The following is a 19,075-nucleotide window of genomic DNA, read 5'->3' on the forward strand; positions in this document are numbered from 1 at the left end:
GTCGGAAGGGGTGACAACGCGGGCCGGCCTTTCGGCCGGCCCGCGGTTGCTCGCTGTCATGCGTGGATCAGTTGCGGTCGCCGCTGGGACGCTGACGCCGGCGGCGGGGCTCGCCGCCACCCTCGCCACGGGGACCGCGGTCCTCGCGCTCGCGCGGCGGGCGGCCACCCTCGGCGCCCTCGCCACCGGAGGCGGCGGGAGCGTCCGCGGGCGCCTCGGCGCCCTCGGGACGGACCTTGTCCAGGTAGATCTTGCCGCGGTTGTCGATGTCCGCGATCGAGACCTCGACCTTGTCGCCGACGTTGAGGAAGTCCTCGACCTTGTCGACCCGCTTGCCGTCGCCCACCTTGGAGATGTGCAGCAGGCCGTCGCGGCCGGGCAGCAGCGAGATGAAGGCGCCGAACGCGGCCGTCTTCACCACCGTGCCGAGGAACTTGTCGCCGGCCTTCGGCATCGTCGGGTTGGCGATGGCGTTGATCCGCTCCACCGCGGCCTCGGCCGCCGGGCCGTTGGTCGCGCCGACGTAGATGGTGCCGTCGTCCTCGATCGAGATGTCGGCGCCGGTCTCGTCCTGGATCGCGTTGATCGTCTGGCCCTTCGGGCCGATGACCATGCCGATCTTGTCGACCGGGATCTTGACGCTGGTGACGCGCGGGGCGTACTCGCTCATCTCGGCCGGGCTGTTGATGGCCTCGTCCATGACGGCCAGGATCGTCGCCCGGGCGTCGTGCGCCTGCTGCAGGGCGGCGGCCAGCACGTCCGACGGGATGCCGTCGAGCTTGGTGTCGAGCTGCAGCGCGGTGACGAACTCCGGGGTGCCGGCGACCTTGAAGTCCATGTCGCCGAACGCGTCCTCGGCGCCCAGGATGTCGGTCAGCGTGACGTACTGGGTCTTGCCGTCGACCTCGTCGGAGATGAGGCCCATGGCGATGCCGGCGACGTGCGCCTTCAGCGGCACACCGGCGCTGAGCAGGGCCAGCGTCGAGGCGCAGACCGAGCCCATCGAGGTCGAGCCGTTGGAGCTCAGGGCCTCGGAGACCTGGCGGATCGCGTACGGGAACTCCTCGCGCGTCGGCAGCACCGGCACCAGGGCCCGCTCGGCCAGCGCGCCGTGACCGATCTCGCGCCGCTTCGGCGAACCGACCCGGCCGGTCTCACCGGTCGAGTACGGCGGGAAGTTGTAGTTGTGCATGTAGCGCTTGGACTTCTCGGGGGCGAGGGTGTCCAGCGACTGCTCCAGGCGGAGCATGTTCAGCGTGGTGACGCCCAGGATCTGGGTCTCGCCGCGCTCGAACAGCGCCGAGCCGTGCACCCGGGGCAGGACGCCGACCTCGGCGGTCAGCGGCCGGATGTCACGCGGGCCGCGGCCGTCCATGCGGACCTGGTCGCGCAGCACCCGGTTGCGCACCTCGGTCTTGGTGACCGAGCGGAACGCGGCGCTGATCTCCTTCTCGCGGCCCTCGAACTGACCGCCGACGGCCTCGACGACCTTGGCCTTGACGCGGTCCAGGGCCTCCTCGCGGTCCGCCTTCTGGACGATCTTCAGCGCCTCGGCGAGCTCGCCCTTGGCGGCGTCGGCGACGGCGGCGTAGACGTCGTCCTGGTAGTCCAGGAAGACCGGGAACTCCTGCACCGGCTTCGCGGCGACCTCGGCCAGCTCGCTCTGCGCGCGGCACAGCTCGCGGATGGCCGGCTTGGCGGCCTCGAGGCCGCTGGCCACGACCTCCTCGGTCGGCGCGACGGCGCCGGCCTGGATCAGCTTGATCGCGTGCGGGGTGGCCTCGGCCTCGACCATCATGATGGCCACATCGCCGTCGGCGAGCACGCGGCCCGCGACGACCATGTCGAAGGTGGCCCGCTCGAGCTCCTCCAGGGTCGGGAACGCGACCCACTGGCCCTCGACGTGCGCGACGCGCGTCGAGCCGACCGGGCCGCTGAACGGCAGGCCGGAGAGCTTGGTCGACATCGAGGCGCCGTTCATGGCGACGACGTCGTACGGGTGCTGCGGGTCGAGCGCGAGGACGGTCTCGACGACCTGGACCTCGTTGCGCAGGCCCTTGGTGAACGACGGGCGCAGCGGCCGGTCGATCAGGCGGCAGGTGAGGATGGCGTCCTCGCTGGGACGGCCCTCGCGCCGGAAGAACGAGCCGGGGATGCGGCCCACGGCGTACATGCGCTCCTCGACGTCGACCGTCAGCGGGAAGAAGTCGAAGTGCTCCTTCGGCTGCTTGCCGGCCGTGGTCGCCGAGAGCACGGTGGTCTCGCCCAGCTGGACGATGACCGAGCCGGCGGCCTGGCGGGCCAGCTTGCCGGTGGAGAAGGTCACCTCACGGGTCCCGAAGGAGCCGTTGTCGATGATCGCGGTGCGGGATTCGGTGCCGAGAGCCTTCTGCTCAGACATGTGGTGCGGTACTCCTTCGTCGAGGACCCGGCGGTTCACACAGCGCGGAAGAGGCTGGCCGGTCTTCGATCGAAGTGCCCGAGATTGTGATGCTCGGGAACCACTACCGAGGACCGGGGCCGGAGGCCTGGTGCCGCGCGGGTCCGTGGGTAGAGCTCGGGGGAGCGGCCAGACGGCCACTCCCCCGTCGAATCAGCGGCGCAGGCCGAGACGCTCGATCAGCGTCCGGTAGCGCGCGATGTCCTTCTTCTGGACGTAGTTCAGCAGGCGGCGGCGCCGGCCGACCAGCAGCAGCAGACCACGACGGCTGTGGTGGTCGTGCTTGTGCACCTTGAGGTGCTCGGTGAGGTCGGCGATCCGCTTGGTGAGCATCGCGACCTGCACCTCGGGCGAACCGGTGTCGCCTTCGAGGGTCGCGTACTCGGTCATGATCTTGGTCTTGGTCTCTTGGTCGAGCGCCATGTTCTCCGTGATTCTGTGTTGCCGATTCAAACGGTGTCCCGCCCGGGAACCGGGCGGGCTCGCGGCCCGCGGCGTCGGGCAGGCAGGCGAGTCCGGTCGTCGGAATAGCCGACGTCACGGCAAGCTTATCAGCAGCTTAGATCGGCGCCCCGCCGAGCACGCGCCGGGTCTGCTCGACGTCCTCGCGGATCTGCGCGACCAGCGGCTCGATGCCGGTGTAGACCCGCTGTTCGCGCAGGTGGGCCACGAAGTCGAGGCTGACCCGCTCGCCGTACAGGTCGCCGGCGAAGTCCAGCACGTAGGCCTCGACCCGGCGCTCCCGGCCGGAGAACGTGGGGTTCGTCCCGATCGACACCGAGGCCGGCTGCGGTCCGCCCTGCCGGCCGCCGCGCACGAGCCAGGCGGCGTAGACGCCGTCGGCCGGGATGGCCGCGTACCGGTGACACATGAGGTTCGCGGTCGGGAAGCCGATCTCGCGCCCGCGCTGGTCGCCGCGGACGACCACGCCGCCCAGGCGGTGCGGCCGGCCGAGCGCGGCGGCCGCGGCCGAGACGTCCCCGGCGTCGACGCAACTGCGGATGTACGTCGAGGAGTAGACCAGGCCCTCCTCGGCCACCAGCGGCGCCTCCTCGACCGTGAAGCCGAACGTGCGTCCCAGCCGGGTCAGCATGGCCAGGTCACCGGCCGCCTTGTGGCCGAAGCGGAAGTTGTCCCCCTCCACCACGACCGCGGCGTGCAGCGCGTCGACCAGCACGTCGTGCACGAAGGCCTCCGCGCTGAGCTGGGAGAAGGCGGGGGTGAAGGGCACCACGCAGAGGGCGTCGACGCCCAGCTGCTCGATCAGCTCGGCCTTGCGGACCGGCTCGGTCAGCACGGCCGGGTGCGAGCCGGGCCGGACCACCTCGGCGGGGTGCGGGTCGAAGGTCACCACGACCGAGTGCAGGCCGAGGTCACGGGCCCGCTTCACGGCGTGCCCGATGATCGCCTGATGGCCGCGGTGCACGCCGTCGAAGACGCCGATGGTGACCACCGACCGCCCGAACCCGCCCGGTACGGCTTCGTATCCGCGCCACCGCTGCATTCCACGCCCTTCCTGGAGAACCCGGGGGTAAGCGTATCGGTCTCCACGACTGCCTCAAACGCTACAGTTGATCCCGATATGCGTGCTGACTGGAGCGACCTTGTCCTGCTCGCGGCCGAGTTCACCTTCGCCGTGCTCTTCCTGCGCGCCTTGATCGGCTACCTGCGCCGCCGCGACCCCTTGCAGCGCGACGTCACGCTCGTGTTCGCGCCGTGCACGGTGCTGTTCTGCGCCGACGTGGCCCGCCGGCTCCACGAGGGCCCCCTGCCCGCGTGGGTGAGTGTCATCACGCTCACCGCGCTGCTGGCTCAGCCGTACCTCACCGTCCGGCTCGCCGCCCGGCTGCGCTCGGTCCCCCGCTGGCTGCAGCGGGGCGTCCTGCTCGTGCTGGGCACGGTCGCCGTCTGGCTGGCGTTCGAGCCCTGGCCGCTGCACCCGGTCCAGCTGTCCGCCGCGGTGACGGCGTTCCTGACGGCGGAGCTGATCGCCGCGGCGCTGCTGTTCGGCAAGGCCCGCACCCGGACCGGCGCCAACCGGGCCCGGCTGATGATCGCGGCCGGCGCGACCGGCGCGTTCGGCCTGATGATCGTGCTGATCGGCATCGGCGCGGTGCCCGGCACCAGCCCGGCGTTCGACACCGCCAACCGGGTGCTGGCCATGATCAGCGGGCTCGGCTACCTGGCCGCCTTCGTGCCGCCGCGCGGGCTGCGCCGGATCTTCGCGGCGTCCGCCGCCCAGTCGGTCACCGAGCGGCTGCTGCGGGCCCCGGCCGAGTCCGCCGAGCAGGTCTGGCAGATCTACGCCGACATCATGCGGGAGCAGACCGGCACCGACGCGGTGGCGGTGCTGATGCCCCGGGCCGACGGCATGCTGGCCCCGGCCGCGTACGCCGGTCCCCCGGTGACCACCCCCGACCAGCTCGGCTTCGCCGACATCACGGCGCTGATCCGGGCCGGCCAGCCCGCCCGGCTGCGGGACAGCGACGCGGCGCTGGTCGCCCACTACGGCGACGATCTCGGCGACGACTTCGTGACCGTGGTGAGCATGCCCGTGCCGCCGGACGCCGAGGGCGCGGTGCTGCTGTTCAACCGGCACCGCAGCCTGTTCAGCGACGACGACCTGCGGCTGCTGGCCGCGCTCGGCGGCCAGGCCGGCATCCTGGCCGAACGCCAGGCCGTCACCGCCGCCGGCCGCCGGCTGACCGCCGAGCTCAGCGAGTCGGTCGAGGCGCTGACCCGGGCCAGCCAGGCGAAGAGCTCGTTCCTGGCCAACATGAGCCACGAGCTGCGCACGCCGCTCAACGCGATCATCGGCTTCAGCGACCTGATGCGCCTCGAGGAGCCCGACGGCGACCGGCGCCGGGTGCCCGCCGAGTGGGTCGACCACATCCACACCAGCGGCCGGCACCTGCTCGGCCTGATCAACGACATCCTCGACCTGGCCAAGGTGGAGGCCGGGCGCCTCGACCTGCGGCTGGCCCCGCTGCGGGTCGACACCGCCGTCGCCGAGTTGCTGACCGGCCTGTCGCCGCTGCTGACCACCAAGCACCTCGCCGTCACCACCGAGCTGGCCGAGACCACCGCGCTCGCGGACCGGGTCCGGTTCCGGCAGATCGTCGAGAACCTGCTCTCCAACGCGATCAAGTTCACCCCCGAGGGCGGCTCGATCACGGTCACGGCCGCCCCGGCCGGCGAGCTGGTCGAGGTCACCGTGGCCGACACCGGCGTCGGCATCGCGGCGGCCGACCTGGACCGCGTCTTCGAGGAGTTCCAGCAGGTCGGCGACGCGGACCGGCAGCGCGCCGGCACCGGCCTGGGGCTCGCCCTGACCCGGCGGCTGGTGCACGCGCACGACGGCGAGATCACCGTGGTGTCGGCGCCGGGCCGGGGCAGCGCCTTCACCGTGCGGCTGCCCGCCGCGCCGGTCCTGCAGCTCGACCACGGCCCGGCCGGCGGCGCCCGGGTGCTGCTGGTCGAGGACGACCCGCAGTCCGCGGAGCTGCTCAGCACCCAGCTCGCCGGCGCGGGCTACCACGTCGAGGTGGCCGGCACCGGCGAGGCCGGCCTGGCCGCCGCGGGCGCGCACCCGCCCGACGCGATCGTGCTCGACGTCGCCCTGCCCGGCATCGACGGCTTCGAGGTCCTCCGCCGGCTCAAGGCCGACGCGCGGCTCACCGACATCCCCGTCTTCTTCGCCACCATCATCGACGAGCGGCAGGCCGGGCTGGCCCTGGGCGCGGACGACTACTTCGTCAAGCCGGTCGACCAGGCCGCCCTGCTCGGCGCGCTGGCCCGCCGGATCGCGCACCGGCCGGTCCCCCGGGTGCTGGTGGTCGACCACGACGACGACGTCCGGCACGCGATCGAGGACGGCCTGCGGGCGGGCGGCGCCGACGTGGTCGCCTGCGCCGACGGCCGCGACGGCCTGGTCCTGAGCCGGGAGAGCCACTTCGACCTGATCGTCTGCGACATGCACTCGGCCGAGGTGGACGGGCTGAGCATGCTGGCCGCGATCGAGCAGGACCCGGCCACCCGGCACACCCCCGTGCTCGGGCTGACCGGGGTGGCCGGCCCGGAGCGGCGGGCCGGCACGGCCGCCCCCCTGGTCGCGACGGCGCTGGCCGGCGGCGTGCTGGCGACCGCGATGGCGGGCCGGGCCGGCTGGGAGACCCTCGCGCCGCTGCTGGCCGGATCCGCGACCGCCGGACCGGACGAGAGGGAGAACCCGTGACGGCCGAGAACCCGCGCATCCTGCTGGTGGAGGACGAGGAACTGAACCGCACCCTGGTCAAGGCCGTCCTCTCCCGGGCCCAAATCGCGGCCGTCCGCGGCGCCGAGGTGCTGGACGCGTCGACGCTGGCCGGCGCCCGCGCGCAGCTCGACGCCGAGGACATCGACCTGATCCTGCTCGACATGAACCTGCCCGACGGCAACGGGCTCACGCTGGCCGGCGAGCTCGCGGCCGGCCGGATCGGCGGGGGCCGCCCCCGGCCGACCGTCGTCGCGGTCACCGCGAGCGTGCTGCCGCAGGACCGCGAGGCGGCGCTGGCGGCGGGGTGCGACGGCTTCCTGGACAAGCCGTACGCGGCGGCGGACCTGGTCGCGACGGTCGCCGACCACCTGGCTCGCCGCGCCGGCGCGGCGAGCTAAGTGGTCTAGGCGGGGGCCAGCACGATCTCGGCGCGGGCCCGGCCGTCGCGCTCGGAGACGATCGCGAGCACCTCGCCGGTGGGGCCGAAGACCGCGTACGGTCCCTCGATGCCGACCGGCGGCAGCGGCCCGCCGTGGCTGAGCACCCGGGTCTCCTCCGCGTCGGCCTCGCGCTGCGGGAAGGCCCGCCGGGCCGCCGCGGCGATCGGCAGCGAGATCACGTCGGGCGCGCGTTCCTCGAGCTCGGAGAGGGTGGACGCCTCGGCCAGCGTGAGGTCGCCGACGGCCGTGCGGCGCAGCGCGGTCAGGTGCCCGCCGACGCCGAGGGTGCGCCCCAGGTCCCGCGCGATGGCCCGGATGTACGTGCCGCTGGAACAGGTCACGTCGACATCCACGTCGACGAAGTCGCCGTCGGCCGGGCGCCGCACGGCCAGCACCTCCAGCCGGGAGACGGTGACCCGGCGGGCGGCCAGCTCGACCTGCTCGCCGTCGCGTACCCGCTTGTAGGCGCGCTGGCCGTTGACCTTGATGGCGCTGACCGCGCTCGGCACCTGCTCGATCTCGCCGGTCTGGGCGGCCAGCCCGGCCCTGATCGCCTCCTCGGTGACACCGCCGGCGGGCACGGTGGCGGTGACCTCGCCCTCGGCGTCGTCGGTCACCGTGGTCTGGCCGAGCCGGATGGTGGCGGTGTAGCTCTTGCCGGAACCGATCACGTACGTCAGCAGCCGGGTGGCCTTGTTGACCCCGATGATCAGCACGCCGGTGGCCATCGGGTCGAGGGTGCCGCCGTGCCCCACCCGTCGGGTCCGGGCCAGCCTCCTGATCCGGGCGACCACGTCGTGGGAGGTCATCCCGGCCGGCTTGTCCACAACGATGAGCCCGTCCACGTTCACGGGCACCAGCCAACCAGACCGCCCGGGAGCCGGGTCAGGCCGGGGTGAGGTTGCCGGCCACCCGCTCGAGCAGGGTGATCAGCGTGCGGTAGTCCTGCGCCGACAGGCCCTCGGTGACCCGGGCGCGGAACGCCTCGACCTGCTCGGCCAGCCGGTCGTGGGCCGCGCGCCCGGCCGGGGTGAGCGTCACCGTGCCGGCGGTCTCGGCCGCCCAGCCGCGGTCGACGAGATCGTCGACCTGGGGGCGCACGGTCGGCGCGAACGGAGCCAGCGCCGCGTCCAGCTCCGTCCCGGCGACGGCCGGCCGCTGCGCGAGGGTGGTCAGGACCTGCCAGTGCCGCCGGGTGACGCCCTCGGCCGCCAGCACCCGACCGAACTCCGCCTCGACCCGGCGGTCGATCTCCTTGATCCAGTACCCCAGCGGTCGCATCGCCGGCCCCCATTAGATGTCATCGTACATATAGTTGTACGGTAACATCCATGGAGCCGGAAGACATCCTGGTGACCGTCGAGCGGGCGATGATCGCCATTCGCCGCAGCCAGAGCCGGCGGGCCCTGAGCCGGCTCGTGCCGCAGGCGGACCAGGTGATCTTCGGCGTGCTGGACGCGCTGGAGGAGCTGGGCCGCCCGGCCACGGTGGGTGACGTGGCGGCCGCCTTGGGCGTCGATCAGCCGCGGGCCAGCCGGCTCGTGGCCCGCGCGGTGGAGCAGGGCCTCGTGGTCCGCCGGGCCGATCAGCGGGACGGCCGCCGGACGCTGCTCGCCCTGACCGAGCCGGGACGGTCCCACCTCGCGAGCGCCCACCGCACCCGGCAGCAGGTCTTCGCCGGGGCCATGGCCGACTGGCCGGCGGCGGACCGGGCGACCTTCGCCCGGCTGCTCAGCTCGTTCACCACCGCGCTCGGCGCCCGCACCGAGCGCGGGCCTACCGGGTGACCCCGAGCACCGCCCACCGCGCGTTCCGCCACCGCACCAGCAGGAACGCCAGCCGGATGAGCATGAACAACGCCAGCCCGAACCAGACCCCGGACAGACCCCAGTCCAGCGCGAAGGCTAGCCAGATGGCCGGCAGGAAGCCCAGCAGCGCCGCCGCCAGCGTCATCGTGCGCAGGTAGCCCACGTCCCCGGCGCCGATCAGCACGCCGTCGAGCGCGTAGACCACCCCGGCGAACGGCAGCATCCCCACGAACCAGGGCCAGACGTTCGCCGCCTGCTCGTGCACCGCCCGGTCGCCGGTGAACCAGCCGGGCACCACCCCGGCCCCCGCCGCCGCCAGCACCGCGAAGCCGACACCGGCCACCGCGCCGACCGCGGTGACCCGCCGGGCCACCGCCCGCGCCGCGGTGTCGTCACCCGCGCCCAGGGCCGCCCCGACCAGGGACTGCGCCGCGATGGCCACCGCGTCCAGGGCCAGGGCGCAGAAGAACCAGAGCTGCAGGCCGATCTGGTGGGCGCCGACGGCCGCCACGCCGAACCGGGCCGCCACGGCGGTCGCCGACAGCCAGCAGGCCTGGAACGCGGCGCCGCGGATCAGCAGGTCCCGGCCCAGCACCAGCTGGCGGACGATCACCGCCGGGCTGGGCCGCAGCGGCGCCCGTTCGCGGATCACCGCCCACAGGAACAGGCCGCCGGTGGCCGACTGGGCGACCACGTTGGCCACGGCCGAGCCGGTCAGGCCCCAGCCCGCCGGGTAGACCAGCACCGGGCACAGCACCGCGGAGAGCACGTTGGCGCCGAGCACGTACAGCAGCGGGCGGCGGGTGTCCTGGACCCCGCGCATCCAGCCGTTGCCGGCCGCGGCCAGCAGCAGGCCGGGGACGCCGAGGGACGCGATGCGCAGCCAGCCCGCGGCGGCCTCGGCGGCCGCGGGGTCGGCGGCGAGGGCCCGGGTGACGGGCGCGGCGAAGAGCTGGGCGAGCAGCACGAGCAGGGCGCCGGTGGCCAGCGCCAGCCAGGAGGCCTGGACACCCTCGGCGACGGCGGCGGTACGGTCACCCGCGCCGAACCTGCGGGCGGCGCGGCCGGTCGTGCCGTACGCCATCAGCGTGCCGAACCAGACCGCCACCGACATCACGGTGCCGCCGACGGCCACCGCCGCGAGCTCCACGCGGCCGAGATGGCCCACCACGGCGGTGTCCACCAGCACGTACAGCGGCTCGGCGGCCAGCACGACCAGGGCGGGCAGGGCCAGCGCGGCGATGCGCCGGGTGAGGGTGCGGGGCTCCACGGCGGGCGGGCTCATGAACAGTCATGATGCCCGCCGCGCCGTAAGGGGCGCAACGCGCCCAGGCCAGTTACTGGCGCGTGTCCAGCGACGTCTGCAGCGCGCGGCGGGCCTGCTCGCGGGCGTCGTCGGAGGGCTGGGGCTTGGGCTTGGCAGCCATGATCGTGGTCCTTCCACGGCGGGACGGGTGCGGACACCCACTGATCGATCGAGCGGCGTGTCGCGAGGGGCCGGTCCGGGATCGCCGGACGGGTGGCGGGGCGACACAGCCCGGGATGGTGGACCCGGGTGGCTCGAGGCTGCTGCGGCGGTCGGTGGTAGCGCCCGTGCAGAAACCAAATCACCGTTAACTCAAACTATCGTTCAGTCCCGCTGTCTGCTCATCGTGTCCCGCACTACGGGACACGGATCAACGACAAAGGGCCGGCCCGCAGGCCGGCCCCGTCGTAGCGGCGATCACCCGATGAGGTGCCGGGGCAGCTCGTCACGAACCGCCGTGACCACCTCACCGGGCGCGCCGTACCCGGTGAAGCCCGCGGCCAGCCGGTGCCCGCCGCCGCCCAGCGCGACCGCCACGGCGCTCACGTCGACCGCGCCCTTGCTGCGCAGCGACACCGCCCACTCGCGCTCGGCCAGCTGCTTGACCACCACGGACACGTCGACCTCGGCCACACACCGCACCGGGTCGATCAGCGCGTCCAGCACGTACGGCCGCTGCCCGTGCCGCTCGAGGTCCTCCAGGGTCGCGTACGTCCACACCATCCCGTGCCCGCCCGCCGCCGTGGGATCGAGCTGGGCCCGGCCCAGCACGTCGGCCGAGAGTTTCATCGCGCCGAACGGGCGGCTGTCGAAGACCCGGCGGGAGATGTCCCCCGGGCGCAGGCCGGTGGCGATCAGCCGGGCGGCCATCTCGTGCACCCGGGGCGTGGTCATGTCGAACCGGAACGAGCCGGTGTCCGTGGCCAGCGCCACGTACAGGCACTCCGCGATCTCCACGTCCAGCGGCACGTCCAGCCGGTTCAGCAGCTCCTCGGCGACCACCGCGGTGGCGGCCGCGCCCGGGTCGACCAGGTTGACACCCGCGAAGCCGGTGTGGGAGGCGTGGTGGTCCAGCGACACCGTGGCCCGCGCGCGGGGCAGCCGGTCGGCCAGCGCCCCGAGCCGGGACTCGGCGGCCACGTCGAAGACGATCACCAGGTCGGGCCGGGGCTCCGCCTGCTCCTCGCCGACCAGCAGGTCGAGGCCGGGCAGCTCGGCGAACGGCTCCGGGATCTCGAACGGGCCGGGGAAGGTCGCCTGCACCTGGGACACCCCGAGCCGGCGCAGCCCCAGGCCGAAGCCGAGCATGCTGCCGAGGGCGTCGCCGTCGGGGCTGACATGGCAGATCAGCAGCACCCGGCCGGCCGGCGCCAGCTGGAGGATCGCCGCGACCGCCGCCGGGAAGTCGGCGGTCGCGGGCGGGTCCGCCGACACGGTGACCGCCTCGGTCACCCCTGGTCCTCGCGGGCGCCGACCCGCTCGTCGACGTCCTCGTCGTCCTCGTCGTCGGCCTTGTACGGGTCCGGGTCGCCGGCGTACTGCTTGCCGGCGGCCAGCCGCTGCACCTCGGCGTCGCGGTGCCGGGCCGCGGCCAGCAGCTCGTCGATCTCCTTGGCGTGGTCCAGGACGTTGTCCAGGACGAACGCGAGGCTCGGCGAGTGCCGCAGGCCCAGCGCGTGCCCGACCCGGGTGCGCAGCATGCCCTTGGCGCTCTCCAGCGCCGCCGCGGTGGCCGCCTGCTCGGTCTGGTCGCCCAGAACGGTGTAGTACACGTGGGCGTCGCGCAGGTCACCCGTGATCCGGGCGTCCGTCACCGTCACCATGCCGAGCCGGGGATCCTTGATCTCTCGCACCAGCGATGCCACCAGCTCGCGGATGCGCTCCGCGTGCCGACGCGTCTTGGCTGGGTCCGACATATCGCCCACCTCCGACAACCGAGCCTCCGGGGCGAACCACCCCGTCCAACGCCTGAAGCCTACCCATGACCGCCCGGGCCCGAACGTCCCGCCGGTCCGTCGCCGGCCGCGGCCATGACCAGGCCGGATCAGTCGTCGTCGCCGTGCAGCCGGCGCTTCACCGAGAGAAGTTCGATCTCCGGCCGGCCGGCCATCTGGTGCTCGCACGTGTCGATCACCGCGCGCGCCTGGGCGGGCTCGGCGGCCACCACGGCCACCCCGATCCTGGCCCGGCCGTGCAGGTCGTGATCGCCCACCTCGGCCACGCTGACCTCGTACTTGCGCAGCATCGCGATGATCGGGCGGACGTAGGAACGCTTCTGCTTGAGCGAGCGGGAGTCGCCGGGCAGCAGCAGGTCGAAGAGTGCGGTCTCGATATACATCAGCGGGAAAGACTACGCGGGCGGGCGCCGCGGGTCAGCTCGATTTCCGGGCCACCACGACATCGCGCTCGATGCCCTGGTCCACCCGGTGGCTCAGGTCCTCGTACGGCACCAGCGCCAGGCCGTTGGCGACCAGGATGTCCTCGGCCAGCTCCCGCCGGGCCACCTTGGTGTTCCAGGACAGGCCGATGGCGCCGCCGGGGCGCAGCAGGTGCACCCACTGCGGCACGGCCCGCTCCAGCAGGTCCAGCGGCCGGCGGGACATGCCGCCCTCGTCCTCGTAGCTGGCGTGCGCGACCCCGTACGGCAGGTCGACCACCAGCACGTCCACGCAGTTGGCCCGGAGCAGGCCGTCGAGCTGGGTGGTGTCGGCGTTGAGCATCGTCACCTTCTGCACCGCGCCGGCCTTGTGGTCCTCCTTGCTCGCCGCCAGGGTGATCTCCAGCCGGCGGGCCGCCTTCCGGCCCTGCCGGCGGACCGGGTTGAGCTCGGCGGTGTGCTTGAGGCGCTTGCGCTTGAGCCAGGTCTGCAGGAACAGCTTGTACGCCTCGACGTCCTTGCCGTCCAGCTCGACCCCGACCGCGTCGTAGCCGTACATCAGCGCCTGGTTGAGCGTGGTGCCGCGGCCGGCCAGGAAGTCGCCGACGATCACCGGGCCGTCGAGCATCCGGCGGGCCGAGCCGGAGGCCAGCAGCGTCAGGTTGAGCAGCAGCTTGGTGAACTGCTCGTTGGTCTTGCCGGCGTACTTGGGGATGGTGATCAGGTCGCTGTCGTAGCGGGCCAGCGGGGTCAGCTCCAGCGGCCGCAGCAGCTCCTCGCCCTCGCGCTCGAACAGGGCGTAGGCCGCCGACATGTTCGACAGGTAGGCGACGTCCCGGGGCTGCAGGTCCGCGGTGAAGGTCAGGTACTCGACCCCGCCGATCCGGGTCGCGTCGACGTCCGCCACCTCCGAGGACAGCACCTTGCGGAAGGCGGCCAGCTCGGCGCGGGACAGACGGCCCGCCTGATCGGCGTAGACGCGGTTGGCGGAGGGCGCGAGGAGCAGGGCGTAGCGAGACATTCCAGTAGTAAAGACAACGGCCCCCGGCGCCTGAGCGCCGGGGGCCGTCAACCGTGGACTGTTACGCCCGCGGCTTCTCCCGCATCTCGAACGTCTCGATCACGTCGCCGGTCTGCGGCGAGCCGAAACCGGACAGGGTCAGACCGCACTCGAAGCCCTCGCGGACCTCGGTGGCGTCGTCCTTGAACCGCTTCAGCGAGCTGATCGTGACGTTGTCCGCCACCACGGTGCCGTCGCGCAGGATGCGCGCCTTGGCGTTGCGGCGGATGAGGCCCGAGCGGACCACACAGCCGGCGATGAGGCCGATCTTGGACGAGCGGAACACCTCGCGGATCTCCGCCGTGCCCTGCTCGACCTCCTCGAACTCCGGCTTGAGCAGGCCCTTGAGCGCCGCCTCGATCTCCTCGATGGCCTGGTAGATCACGCTGTAGTAGCGGATCTCCACGCCGGCGCGGTCGGCCATCTCCTTGACCTTGTTGCTGGCCCGGACATTGAAGCCGATGATCGTGGCGGTCTGGTCCGAGGACGCCGACGCCAGGTTGACGTCGCTCTCGGTGATCGCACCGACGCCGCGGTGGATGACCTTGAGCTGCACCTCGTCCGGAATCTCGATCTTGAACAGCGCGTCCTCGAGCGCCTCGACCGAACCCGAGCCGTCGCCCTTGAGCACCAGGGTGAGCGAGGTCTTCTCGCCCTCCTTGAGCTGCTCCATGAGCGTCTCGAGCGTGGCCTTGCCCTTCGAGTTCGCGAAGCTCGCCGCACGGCGGCGAGCCTGCCGCTGCTCGGCGATCTGCCGGACCGTGCGGTCGTCCTCGGCGGCGAGGAACGTGTCGCCCGCGCCGGGCACCGAGGTCAGACCCAGGACGAGCACCGGCCGGGCCGGACCCGCCTCGGTGACCTGCTGGCCGTTCTCGTCGAGCATGGCCCGGACGCGACCGTGCGCGCCACCCGCCACGATCGAGTCGCCGGCCCGCAGCGTGCCCCGCTGCACCAGCACCGTGGCCACCGCGCCCCGGCCCTTGTCCAGGTGGGCCTCGACCGCGACACCCTGCGCCGGCCCGTCGATCGGAGCGGTGAGCTCCAGCGACGCGTCGGCGGTCAGCAGCACGGCCTCGAGCAGGTCGTCGATGCCGAGACCCGGCTTGGCGGCCACGTTGACGAACATCGTGTCGCCGCCGTACTCCTCGGCGAGCAGGCCGTAGTCCGTCAGCTGCTGGCGGACCTTGTCCGGGTTGGCGTCCGGCTTGTCGACCTTGTTGACCGCGACCACGATCGGCACCTCGGCCGCCTTGGCGTGGTTCAACGCCTCGACCGTCTGCGGCATGACGCCGTCGTCGGCCGCGACCACCAGGATCACGATGTCGGTCACCTGGGCGCCACGGGCACGCATGGCGGTGAACGCCTCGTGGCCCGGGGTGTCGATGAAGGTGATCGCGCGCTCTTCACCCTGGTGCGGGACGACGACCTGGTAGGCGCCGATGTGCTGGGTGATGCCACCCGCCTCGCCGGCGACCACGTTGGTCTTGCGGATCGCGTCGAGCAGCTTCGTCTTGCCGTGGTCGACGTGACCCATGACGGTCACGACCGGCGGCCGGGTGACGAGGCGGTCCTCGGCGATCTCGGCGTCGAGGTCGATGTTGAACCGCGACAGCAGCTCGCGGTCCTCGTCCTCGGGGCTGACGATCTGCACGTCGAAGCCCAGGTGCTCGCCGAGCAGCAGCAACGTGTCGTCGGAGCACGACTGCGTCGCCGTCACCATCTCGCCCAGGTTGAACATCTCCTGGACCAGCGAACCGGGGTTGGCATTGATCTTGTCGGCGAAGTCGGAGAGGGACGCGCCACGCGACAGCCGGACCTCCTGGCCCGAGCCGCGGGGAGCACCCGACGACATCTGCGGAGCCGACAGGTTGTCGAACTCCTGACGCCGCTGCTTCTTCGACTTGCGGCCCCGCGTGGGCCGGCCACCCGGACGCCCGAAGGCACCCGCGGCGCCGCCGCCACGACCGCGACCGCCACCACCCGGACGACCGGGGGCACCGCCGACGGGACCGCCGCCACCGGGGCGGAAGCCGCCACCGGCACCAGCACCGCCGCCGCCACCGGGGCCACCGCGGTAGCCACCGCCGCCACCAGCGCCGGCACCGCCACCGCGGTAACCGCCGCCACCAGCGCCGGCGCCGCCACCGGGACGGAAACCGCCACCGGCGCCGCCACCCGGACCGCCACGACCGCCACCGGGACCGCCGGGACGGCCGGCGCCACCGCCGGGACCGCCACGACCGGCGCCGGGACCGGCGGGACGCTGCGAGGGCATGGACGCGGGACTGGGCCGCGGCGGCATCGAGGCCGGGCTCGGCCGCGGCGGCATGCCCGGCTGGTTGGGCCGGGGCATCGCCGACGGAGTCGGCCGCTGGGCGCCACCGGAGACGCCGAACGGGTTGTTACCGGGACCGCGCGCCGGCGGGCGCGGCGAGCCGCCCGGGCCGGGACGGCCGGTAGTGGGCGCGCCCGGGGCTCCGGGACGCGTTGCGGCGGGAGAGCCGGGACGCGGCGGCACCGTGCCCGGGCCCGGGGGCCGCGGACGGGTGGCGCCGTCGGCCGGAGGCTGCTGCGCCCGGCGCTCGGCGTCCCGCGTGCGGGCCGCCTGGGCAGCCTTGACGGCGGCCTCCTGCTCGGCCTTCAGCGCCGAGGCGCGTGCCTCGGCGGCCGCCACCTCGATGTCATGGGCACTCGCCGGCTTGGCGACCGGACCGGGCACCGGGCCCGGACGGCCGGGGACCGGCGGCTTGGGTCGCAGCTGGGGGCCGGGTGACGGCGCCGAGGACGTGGGGGCGCTGGTGGGCGCTCCCGCGGTCGGCGCGGCCGGACGGCGCGGAGGCTGCGGCCGCATGGCCGATGGGTTGGCCCGGGGGGCGCTGGGCGCGCTCGGGGCGCTCGGCGCGGCGGGTGCGGGAGCCGCCGGAGCGGCACCACCCGGAGCGTCGAGGGCACCACGAAGTCGCCGGGCCACCGGGGCCTCGACCGTGCTGGATGCGGATTTGACGAACTCGCCCATCTCCTTGAGCTTGGCGAGAACGGTCTTGCTGTCGACCCCGAGCTCTTTGGCGAGCTCGTGAACGCGGGCCTTGCCTGGCACTGCACTCCTCATCTCGAGGTCGTACGAGCAGCGCCCGCCGACCTCACTCGTGCACTAGAAGCCTGGTCATTTCAGGGACTTCATCGTGTGCTCATCTGGGTCGTCCTACCTTGCTGGACATGGACGGGACGCCTACGTCTCGTCATCGGTGGTTCCGGACGGCACGGTGACCGCTCGGATGTGCTCGGCAAGCAAGCCGGTGTCAGCAACACCGGTGAGTCGCAGCGCACGCCCGAAGGCGCGACGCCGCTCCGCCTGCGCGAAGCAGGCCGGATCAGGATGCACATGTGCTCCCCGGCCCGGCAGCCGGCGGTCCGGATCGGGCTGGAGCCGGAGTTGACCTCCCGCTCCGACCGCGACGAACCGCAGTAATTCGGAGGCCGGCACGCGTGAGCGACAGCCAACACAGGTGCGTGTCGGACCGGCCACCCGAAAGTCTACCCCGCGTGCTCCGTACGCGCGTATCCGGTCAGCTTCCGGTCTCGGCGGCATCGCGCTCAGGGGCCGGATCCGGCTGCTCGTTGTCCGGGCGGATGTCGATGCGCCAGCCGGTCAGCCGGGCCGCCAGGCGGGCGTTCTGCCCCTCCCGGCCGATCGCCAGCGACAGCTGGAAGTCCGGCACGGTCACCCGGGCGGTGCGGGTGGCCGCATCGACCACCTCGACCCGCAGGGCCTTGGCCGGGGACAACGCGTTCCCCACGAACTGGGCCGGGTCGTCGGAGTAGTCGATGATGTCGATCTTCTCGCCGTGCAGCTCGCTCATCACGGCCCGCACGCGCTGACCCATCGGGCCGATGCAGGCGCCCTTGGCGTTGACCCCCTGCACCCGGGAGTGCACCGCGATCTTCGAACGGTGACCTGCCTCACGGGCGATGGCGGCGATCTCCACGGTGCCGTCGGCGATCTCCGGCACCTCCAGCGCGAACAGCTTCTTGACCAGCGCCGGATGGGTCCGCGACAGGGTGATCTGCGGCCCGCGGAAGCCCTTGGCCACGTGCACCACGACGCAGCGGATCCGCGACCCGTGCTCGTACGTCTCGCCCGGCACTTGCTCGGCCTGCGGCAGCACCGCCTCGAGCTTGCCGAGGTCGACGATCACGATGCCCTTCTCGGCGCGCGCCGCGTCGGCCTGCACGATGCCCGTGACCAGGTCACCGTCGCGGCCCGCGTACTCGCCGAAGTGCACCTCGTCGGTGGCCTCGCGCAGCCGCTGGAGGATCACCTGCTTGGCGGTCATCGCGGCGATCCGGCCGAAGTCGTGCGGGGTGTCGTCCCACTCCCGGACGATCGTCCCGTCCGCGTCCAGCTCCTGGGCGAAGACCTGGGCCGAGCCGGTCTTGCGGTCGATCTCCACCCGGGCGTGGCCCTCGGCCCCGTCCGTGTGCCGGTACGCGGTCAGCAGCGCCGTCTCGATCGCCGCGAGGATCGTGTCGAACGGGATCTCCCGCTCGCGCTCCAGGGCGCGCAGCGCCGCGAGGTCGATGTTCATCTGTCCTCGCCCTCCCCATCCTCGTCATCGGTTTCTTCATCGTCGTCGTCCTCGTCGCCCGCGTCGGGCTCGTCGGGGAAGACGGCCTCGTCCAGCCGCTTGAACTCGATCTGGACCTTGCCCGGCCCCAGCTCGGGGTACGGGACCTCCCGGCTCGTGCCGTCGACGTCGAGCACCACGCCGGTCTCGTCGGCCGCCGTGACCCGCCCGGTCAGCGACCGACCGGCGACGGTGACCGTGACCAGCCGGCTGACGTTGCGCCGCCAGTGCCGGGGCAGGGTCAGCGGGCGGTCCACGCCGGGCGAGCCGACCTCGAGCTGATACTCGCCCGCCAGCACCTCGCCCTGGGACTCCTCCGCCGTGTCGAGCGCCGCCGAGATCTCCCGGGAGACGACCGCCACGTCGTCGAGGCTGATGCCCCCGTCCGCGTCGACCAGCACCCGCAGCACGTGCCGGCGGCCCGCGCGGGACAGGGCGACGTCCTCGAGGTCGAACCCCGCGGCCACCACGACCGGCTCGATCACCGCGCGCACGCGGGACCTCGCGGCCACCAGGTCGATGCGCGGAGCAGCGGGCTGACGCGTCTCCTCGGCGGCCTCTCGGCCCCGGCCGGCGCCGGGGCGGCGGCTCGCCGGCCGGGCTCCGCCGCGACCACGCTGCGTCATGGGGCCCAACCCTTCTGCTCGAATGCGGCCCGCGGCAGGTGCTCCGCGCGCCGTTCGCCGGCAACACCGGCATGCCACCGGGGCGGAAATCCCCGGCGGCTGATGCAGAGCGTAACGCGCCGGGGGCGGCGACCGGCC

17 protein-coding genes are annotated in these 19,075 nt (G+C 73.2%); 3 read left to right on the top strand and 14 right to left on the bottom strand.

The annotated features are described in order from the left end of the window. Positions 1-67: 67 nt before the first annotated feature. The 3 genes from Ani05nite_RS33985 to Ani05nite_RS33995 all read right to left on the bottom strand — a co-directional run bounded on the left by Ani05nite_RS33985 (position 68) and on the right by Ani05nite_RS33995 (position 3,944). Complete coding sequence (locus Ani05nite_RS33985) at positions 68-2,401, bottom strand: polyribonucleotide nucleotidyltransferase (RefSeq protein ID WP_203775203.1); 2,334 nt, start codon at positions 2,399-2,401, stop codon at positions 68-70. Between the two features lie 192 nt (positions 2,402-2,593). Next, a complete protein-coding gene (gene rpsO / locus Ani05nite_RS33990) occupies positions 2,594-2,863 on the bottom strand; it encodes a 30S ribosomal protein S15 (protein ID WP_023561775.1) in 270 nt (89 codons plus the stop codon). 136 nt (positions 2,864-2,999) lie between these two features. Beyond that, positions 3,000-3,944 (bottom strand): bifunctional riboflavin kinase/FAD synthetase, encoded by a 945-nt coding sequence (locus Ani05nite_RS33995; RefSeq protein WP_203775205.1) that lies wholly within the window; start codon positions 3,942-3,944, stop codon positions 3,000-3,002. 78 nt (positions 3,945-4,022) lie between these two features. Between Ani05nite_RS33995 and Ani05nite_RS34000 the strand changes: the two genes are divergently transcribed. Both Ani05nite_RS34000 and Ani05nite_RS34005 read left to right on the top strand, forming a co-directional pair. Continuing rightward, the gene (locus Ani05nite_RS34000) at positions 4,023-6,674 is read left to right on the top strand and encodes a response regulator (RefSeq protein ID WP_203775207.1); all 2,652 of its coding nucleotides are present in this window, start codon (positions 4,023-4,025) and stop codon (positions 6,672-6,674) included. Next, on the top strand, positions 6,671-7,093 hold the full coding sequence (locus tag Ani05nite_RS34005; RefSeq protein WP_203775209.1) for a response regulator: 423 nt from the start codon (positions 6,671-6,673) through the stop codon (positions 7,091-7,093). The genes Ani05nite_RS34000 and Ani05nite_RS34005 overlap by 4 nt, the downstream gene beginning before the upstream one ends. Before the next feature lie 5 nt (positions 7,094-7,098). Here Ani05nite_RS34005 and truB read toward each other — a convergent pair whose 3' ends face one another. Next, entirely contained in the window at positions 7,099-7,986 is an 888-nt protein-coding gene (truB, locus tag Ani05nite_RS34010) for a tRNA pseudouridine(55) synthase TruB (protein WP_203775291.1), read from the bottom strand. Positions 7,987-8,020: 34 nt separating this feature from the next. Continuing rightward, on the bottom strand, positions 8,021-8,416 hold the full coding sequence (locus Ani05nite_RS34015; RefSeq protein WP_203775211.1) for a MarR family winged helix-turn-helix transcriptional regulator: 396 nt from the start codon (positions 8,414-8,416) through the stop codon (positions 8,021-8,023). Between the two features lie 50 nt (positions 8,417-8,466). Here Ani05nite_RS34015 and Ani05nite_RS34020 point away from each other — a divergent pair, with 50 nt between their 5' ends. After that, a complete protein-coding gene (locus Ani05nite_RS34020; RefSeq protein WP_203775213.1) occupies positions 8,467-8,922 on the top strand; it encodes a MarR family winged helix-turn-helix transcriptional regulator in 456 nt (151 codons plus the stop codon). On the opposite strand, the gene Ani05nite_RS34025 is transcribed toward Ani05nite_RS34020, so the two are convergent. The 9 genes from Ani05nite_RS34025 to rimP all read right to left on the bottom strand — a co-directional run bounded on the left by Ani05nite_RS34025 (position 8,912) and on the right by rimP (position 18,937). Further along, positions 8,912-10,228, bottom strand: coding sequence for an MATE family efflux transporter (locus Ani05nite_RS34025; RefSeq protein ID WP_203775215.1), 1,317 nt, complete (start codon positions 10,226-10,228; stop codon positions 8,912-8,914). The genes Ani05nite_RS34020 and Ani05nite_RS34025 overlap by 11 nt on opposite strands. A gap of 438 nt (positions 10,229-10,666) precedes the next feature. Next, positions 10,667-11,701, bottom strand: coding sequence for a DHH family phosphoesterase (locus Ani05nite_RS34030; protein ID WP_203775217.1), 1,035 nt, complete (start codon positions 11,699-11,701; stop codon positions 10,667-10,669). Beyond that, the gene (gene rbfA, locus Ani05nite_RS34035; protein ID WP_203775219.1) at positions 11,698-12,165 is read right to left on the bottom strand and encodes a 30S ribosome-binding factor RbfA; all 468 of its coding nucleotides are present in this window, start codon (positions 12,163-12,165) and stop codon (positions 11,698-11,700) included. Before rbfA ends, Ani05nite_RS34030 begins: the two co-directional genes overlap by 4 nt. A gap of 128 nt (positions 12,166-12,293) precedes the next feature. Continuing rightward, positions 12,294-12,587, bottom strand: coding sequence for a DUF503 domain-containing protein (locus Ani05nite_RS34040; RefSeq protein ID WP_203775221.1), 294 nt, complete (start codon positions 12,585-12,587; stop codon positions 12,294-12,296). Between the two features lie 34 nt (positions 12,588-12,621). Further along, the gene (locus Ani05nite_RS34045) at positions 12,622-13,647 is read right to left on the bottom strand and encodes a TRM11 family methyltransferase (RefSeq protein WP_203775223.1); all 1,026 of its coding nucleotides are present in this window, start codon (positions 13,645-13,647) and stop codon (positions 12,622-12,624) included. A gap of 61 nt (positions 13,648-13,708) precedes the next feature. Further along, entirely contained in the window at positions 13,709-16,783 is a 3,075-nt protein-coding gene (infB, locus tag Ani05nite_RS34050; RefSeq protein WP_203775293.1) for a translation initiation factor IF-2, read from the bottom strand. A gap of 132 nt (positions 16,784-16,915) precedes the next feature. Beyond that, the gene (locus tag Ani05nite_RS34055; protein ID WP_203775225.1) at positions 16,916-17,275 is read right to left on the bottom strand and encodes a YlxR family protein; all 360 of its coding nucleotides are present in this window, start codon (positions 17,273-17,275) and stop codon (positions 16,916-16,918) included. Continuing rightward, entirely contained in the window at positions 17,253-18,272 is a 1,020-nt protein-coding gene (gene nusA / locus Ani05nite_RS34060) for a transcription termination factor NusA (RefSeq protein WP_203775227.1), read from the bottom strand. The genes Ani05nite_RS34055 and nusA overlap by 23 nt, the downstream gene beginning before the upstream one ends. Beyond that, positions 18,269-18,937 carry a ribosome maturation factor RimP gene (gene rimP, locus Ani05nite_RS34065; protein WP_203775229.1) on the bottom strand — a complete coding sequence of 223 codons (669 nt, stop codon included), beginning with the start codon at positions 18,935-18,937 and terminating at the stop codon, positions 18,269-18,271. Before rimP ends, nusA begins: the two co-directional genes overlap by 4 nt. Positions 18,938-19,075 lie beyond the last annotated feature (138 nt).

This window comes from Actinoplanes nipponensis (assembly GCF_016862275.1).
GTDB classification, from domain to species: Bacteria; Actinomycetota; Actinomycetes; order Mycobacteriales; family Micromonosporaceae; genus Actinoplanes; species Actinoplanes nipponensis.

Excerpts from the sequence above, each read along its gene's own strand:
- Ani05nite_RS34055 (WP_203775225.1), bottom strand. The coding sequence starts at position 17,275 with ATGCCGCCGAGACCGGAAGCTGACCGGATACGCGCGTACGGAGCACGC.
- Ani05nite_RS33985 (WP_203775203.1), bottom strand. The coding sequence starts at position 2,401 with ATGTCTGAGCAGAAGGCTCTCGGCACCGAATCCCGCACCGCGATCATC.
- nusA (WP_203775227.1), bottom strand. The coding sequence starts at position 18,272 with ATGAACATCGACCTCGCGGCGCTGCGCGCCCTGGAGCGCGAGCGGGAG.
- rpsO (WP_023561775.1), bottom strand. The coding sequence starts at position 2,863 with ATGGCGCTCGACCAAGAGACCAAGACCAAGATCATGACCGAGTACGCG.
- Ani05nite_RS34000 (WP_203775207.1), top strand. The coding sequence starts at position 4,023 with ATGCGTGCTGACTGGAGCGACCTTGTCCTGCTCGCGGCCGAGTTCACC.
- Ani05nite_RS33995 (WP_203775205.1), bottom strand. The coding sequence starts at position 3,944 with ATGCAGCGGTGGCGCGGATACGAAGCCGTACCGGGCGGGTTCGGGCGG.
- rbfA (WP_203775219.1), bottom strand. The coding sequence starts at position 12,165 with ATGTCGGACCCAGCCAAGACGCGTCGGCACGCGGAGCGCATCCGCGAG.
- Ani05nite_RS34025 (WP_203775215.1), bottom strand. The coding sequence starts at position 10,228 with ATGAGCCCGCCCGCCGTGGAGCCCCGCACCCTCACCCGGCGCATCGCC.
- Ani05nite_RS34020 (WP_203775213.1), top strand. The coding sequence starts at position 8,467 with ATGGAGCCGGAAGACATCCTGGTGACCGTCGAGCGGGCGATGATCGCC.
- rimP (WP_203775229.1), bottom strand. The coding sequence starts at position 18,937 with ATGACGCAGCGTGGTCGCGGCGGAGCCCGGCCGGCGAGCCGCCGCCCC.
- Ani05nite_RS34045 (WP_203775223.1), bottom strand. The coding sequence starts at position 13,647 with ATGTCTCGCTACGCCCTGCTCCTCGCGCCCTCCGCCAACCGCGTCTAC.
- Ani05nite_RS34040 (WP_203775221.1), bottom strand. The coding sequence starts at position 12,587 with ATGTATATCGAGACCGCACTCTTCGACCTGCTGCTGCCCGGCGACTCC.
- Ani05nite_RS34015 (WP_203775211.1), bottom strand. The coding sequence starts at position 8,416 with ATGCGACCGCTGGGGTACTGGATCAAGGAGATCGACCGCCGGGTCGAG.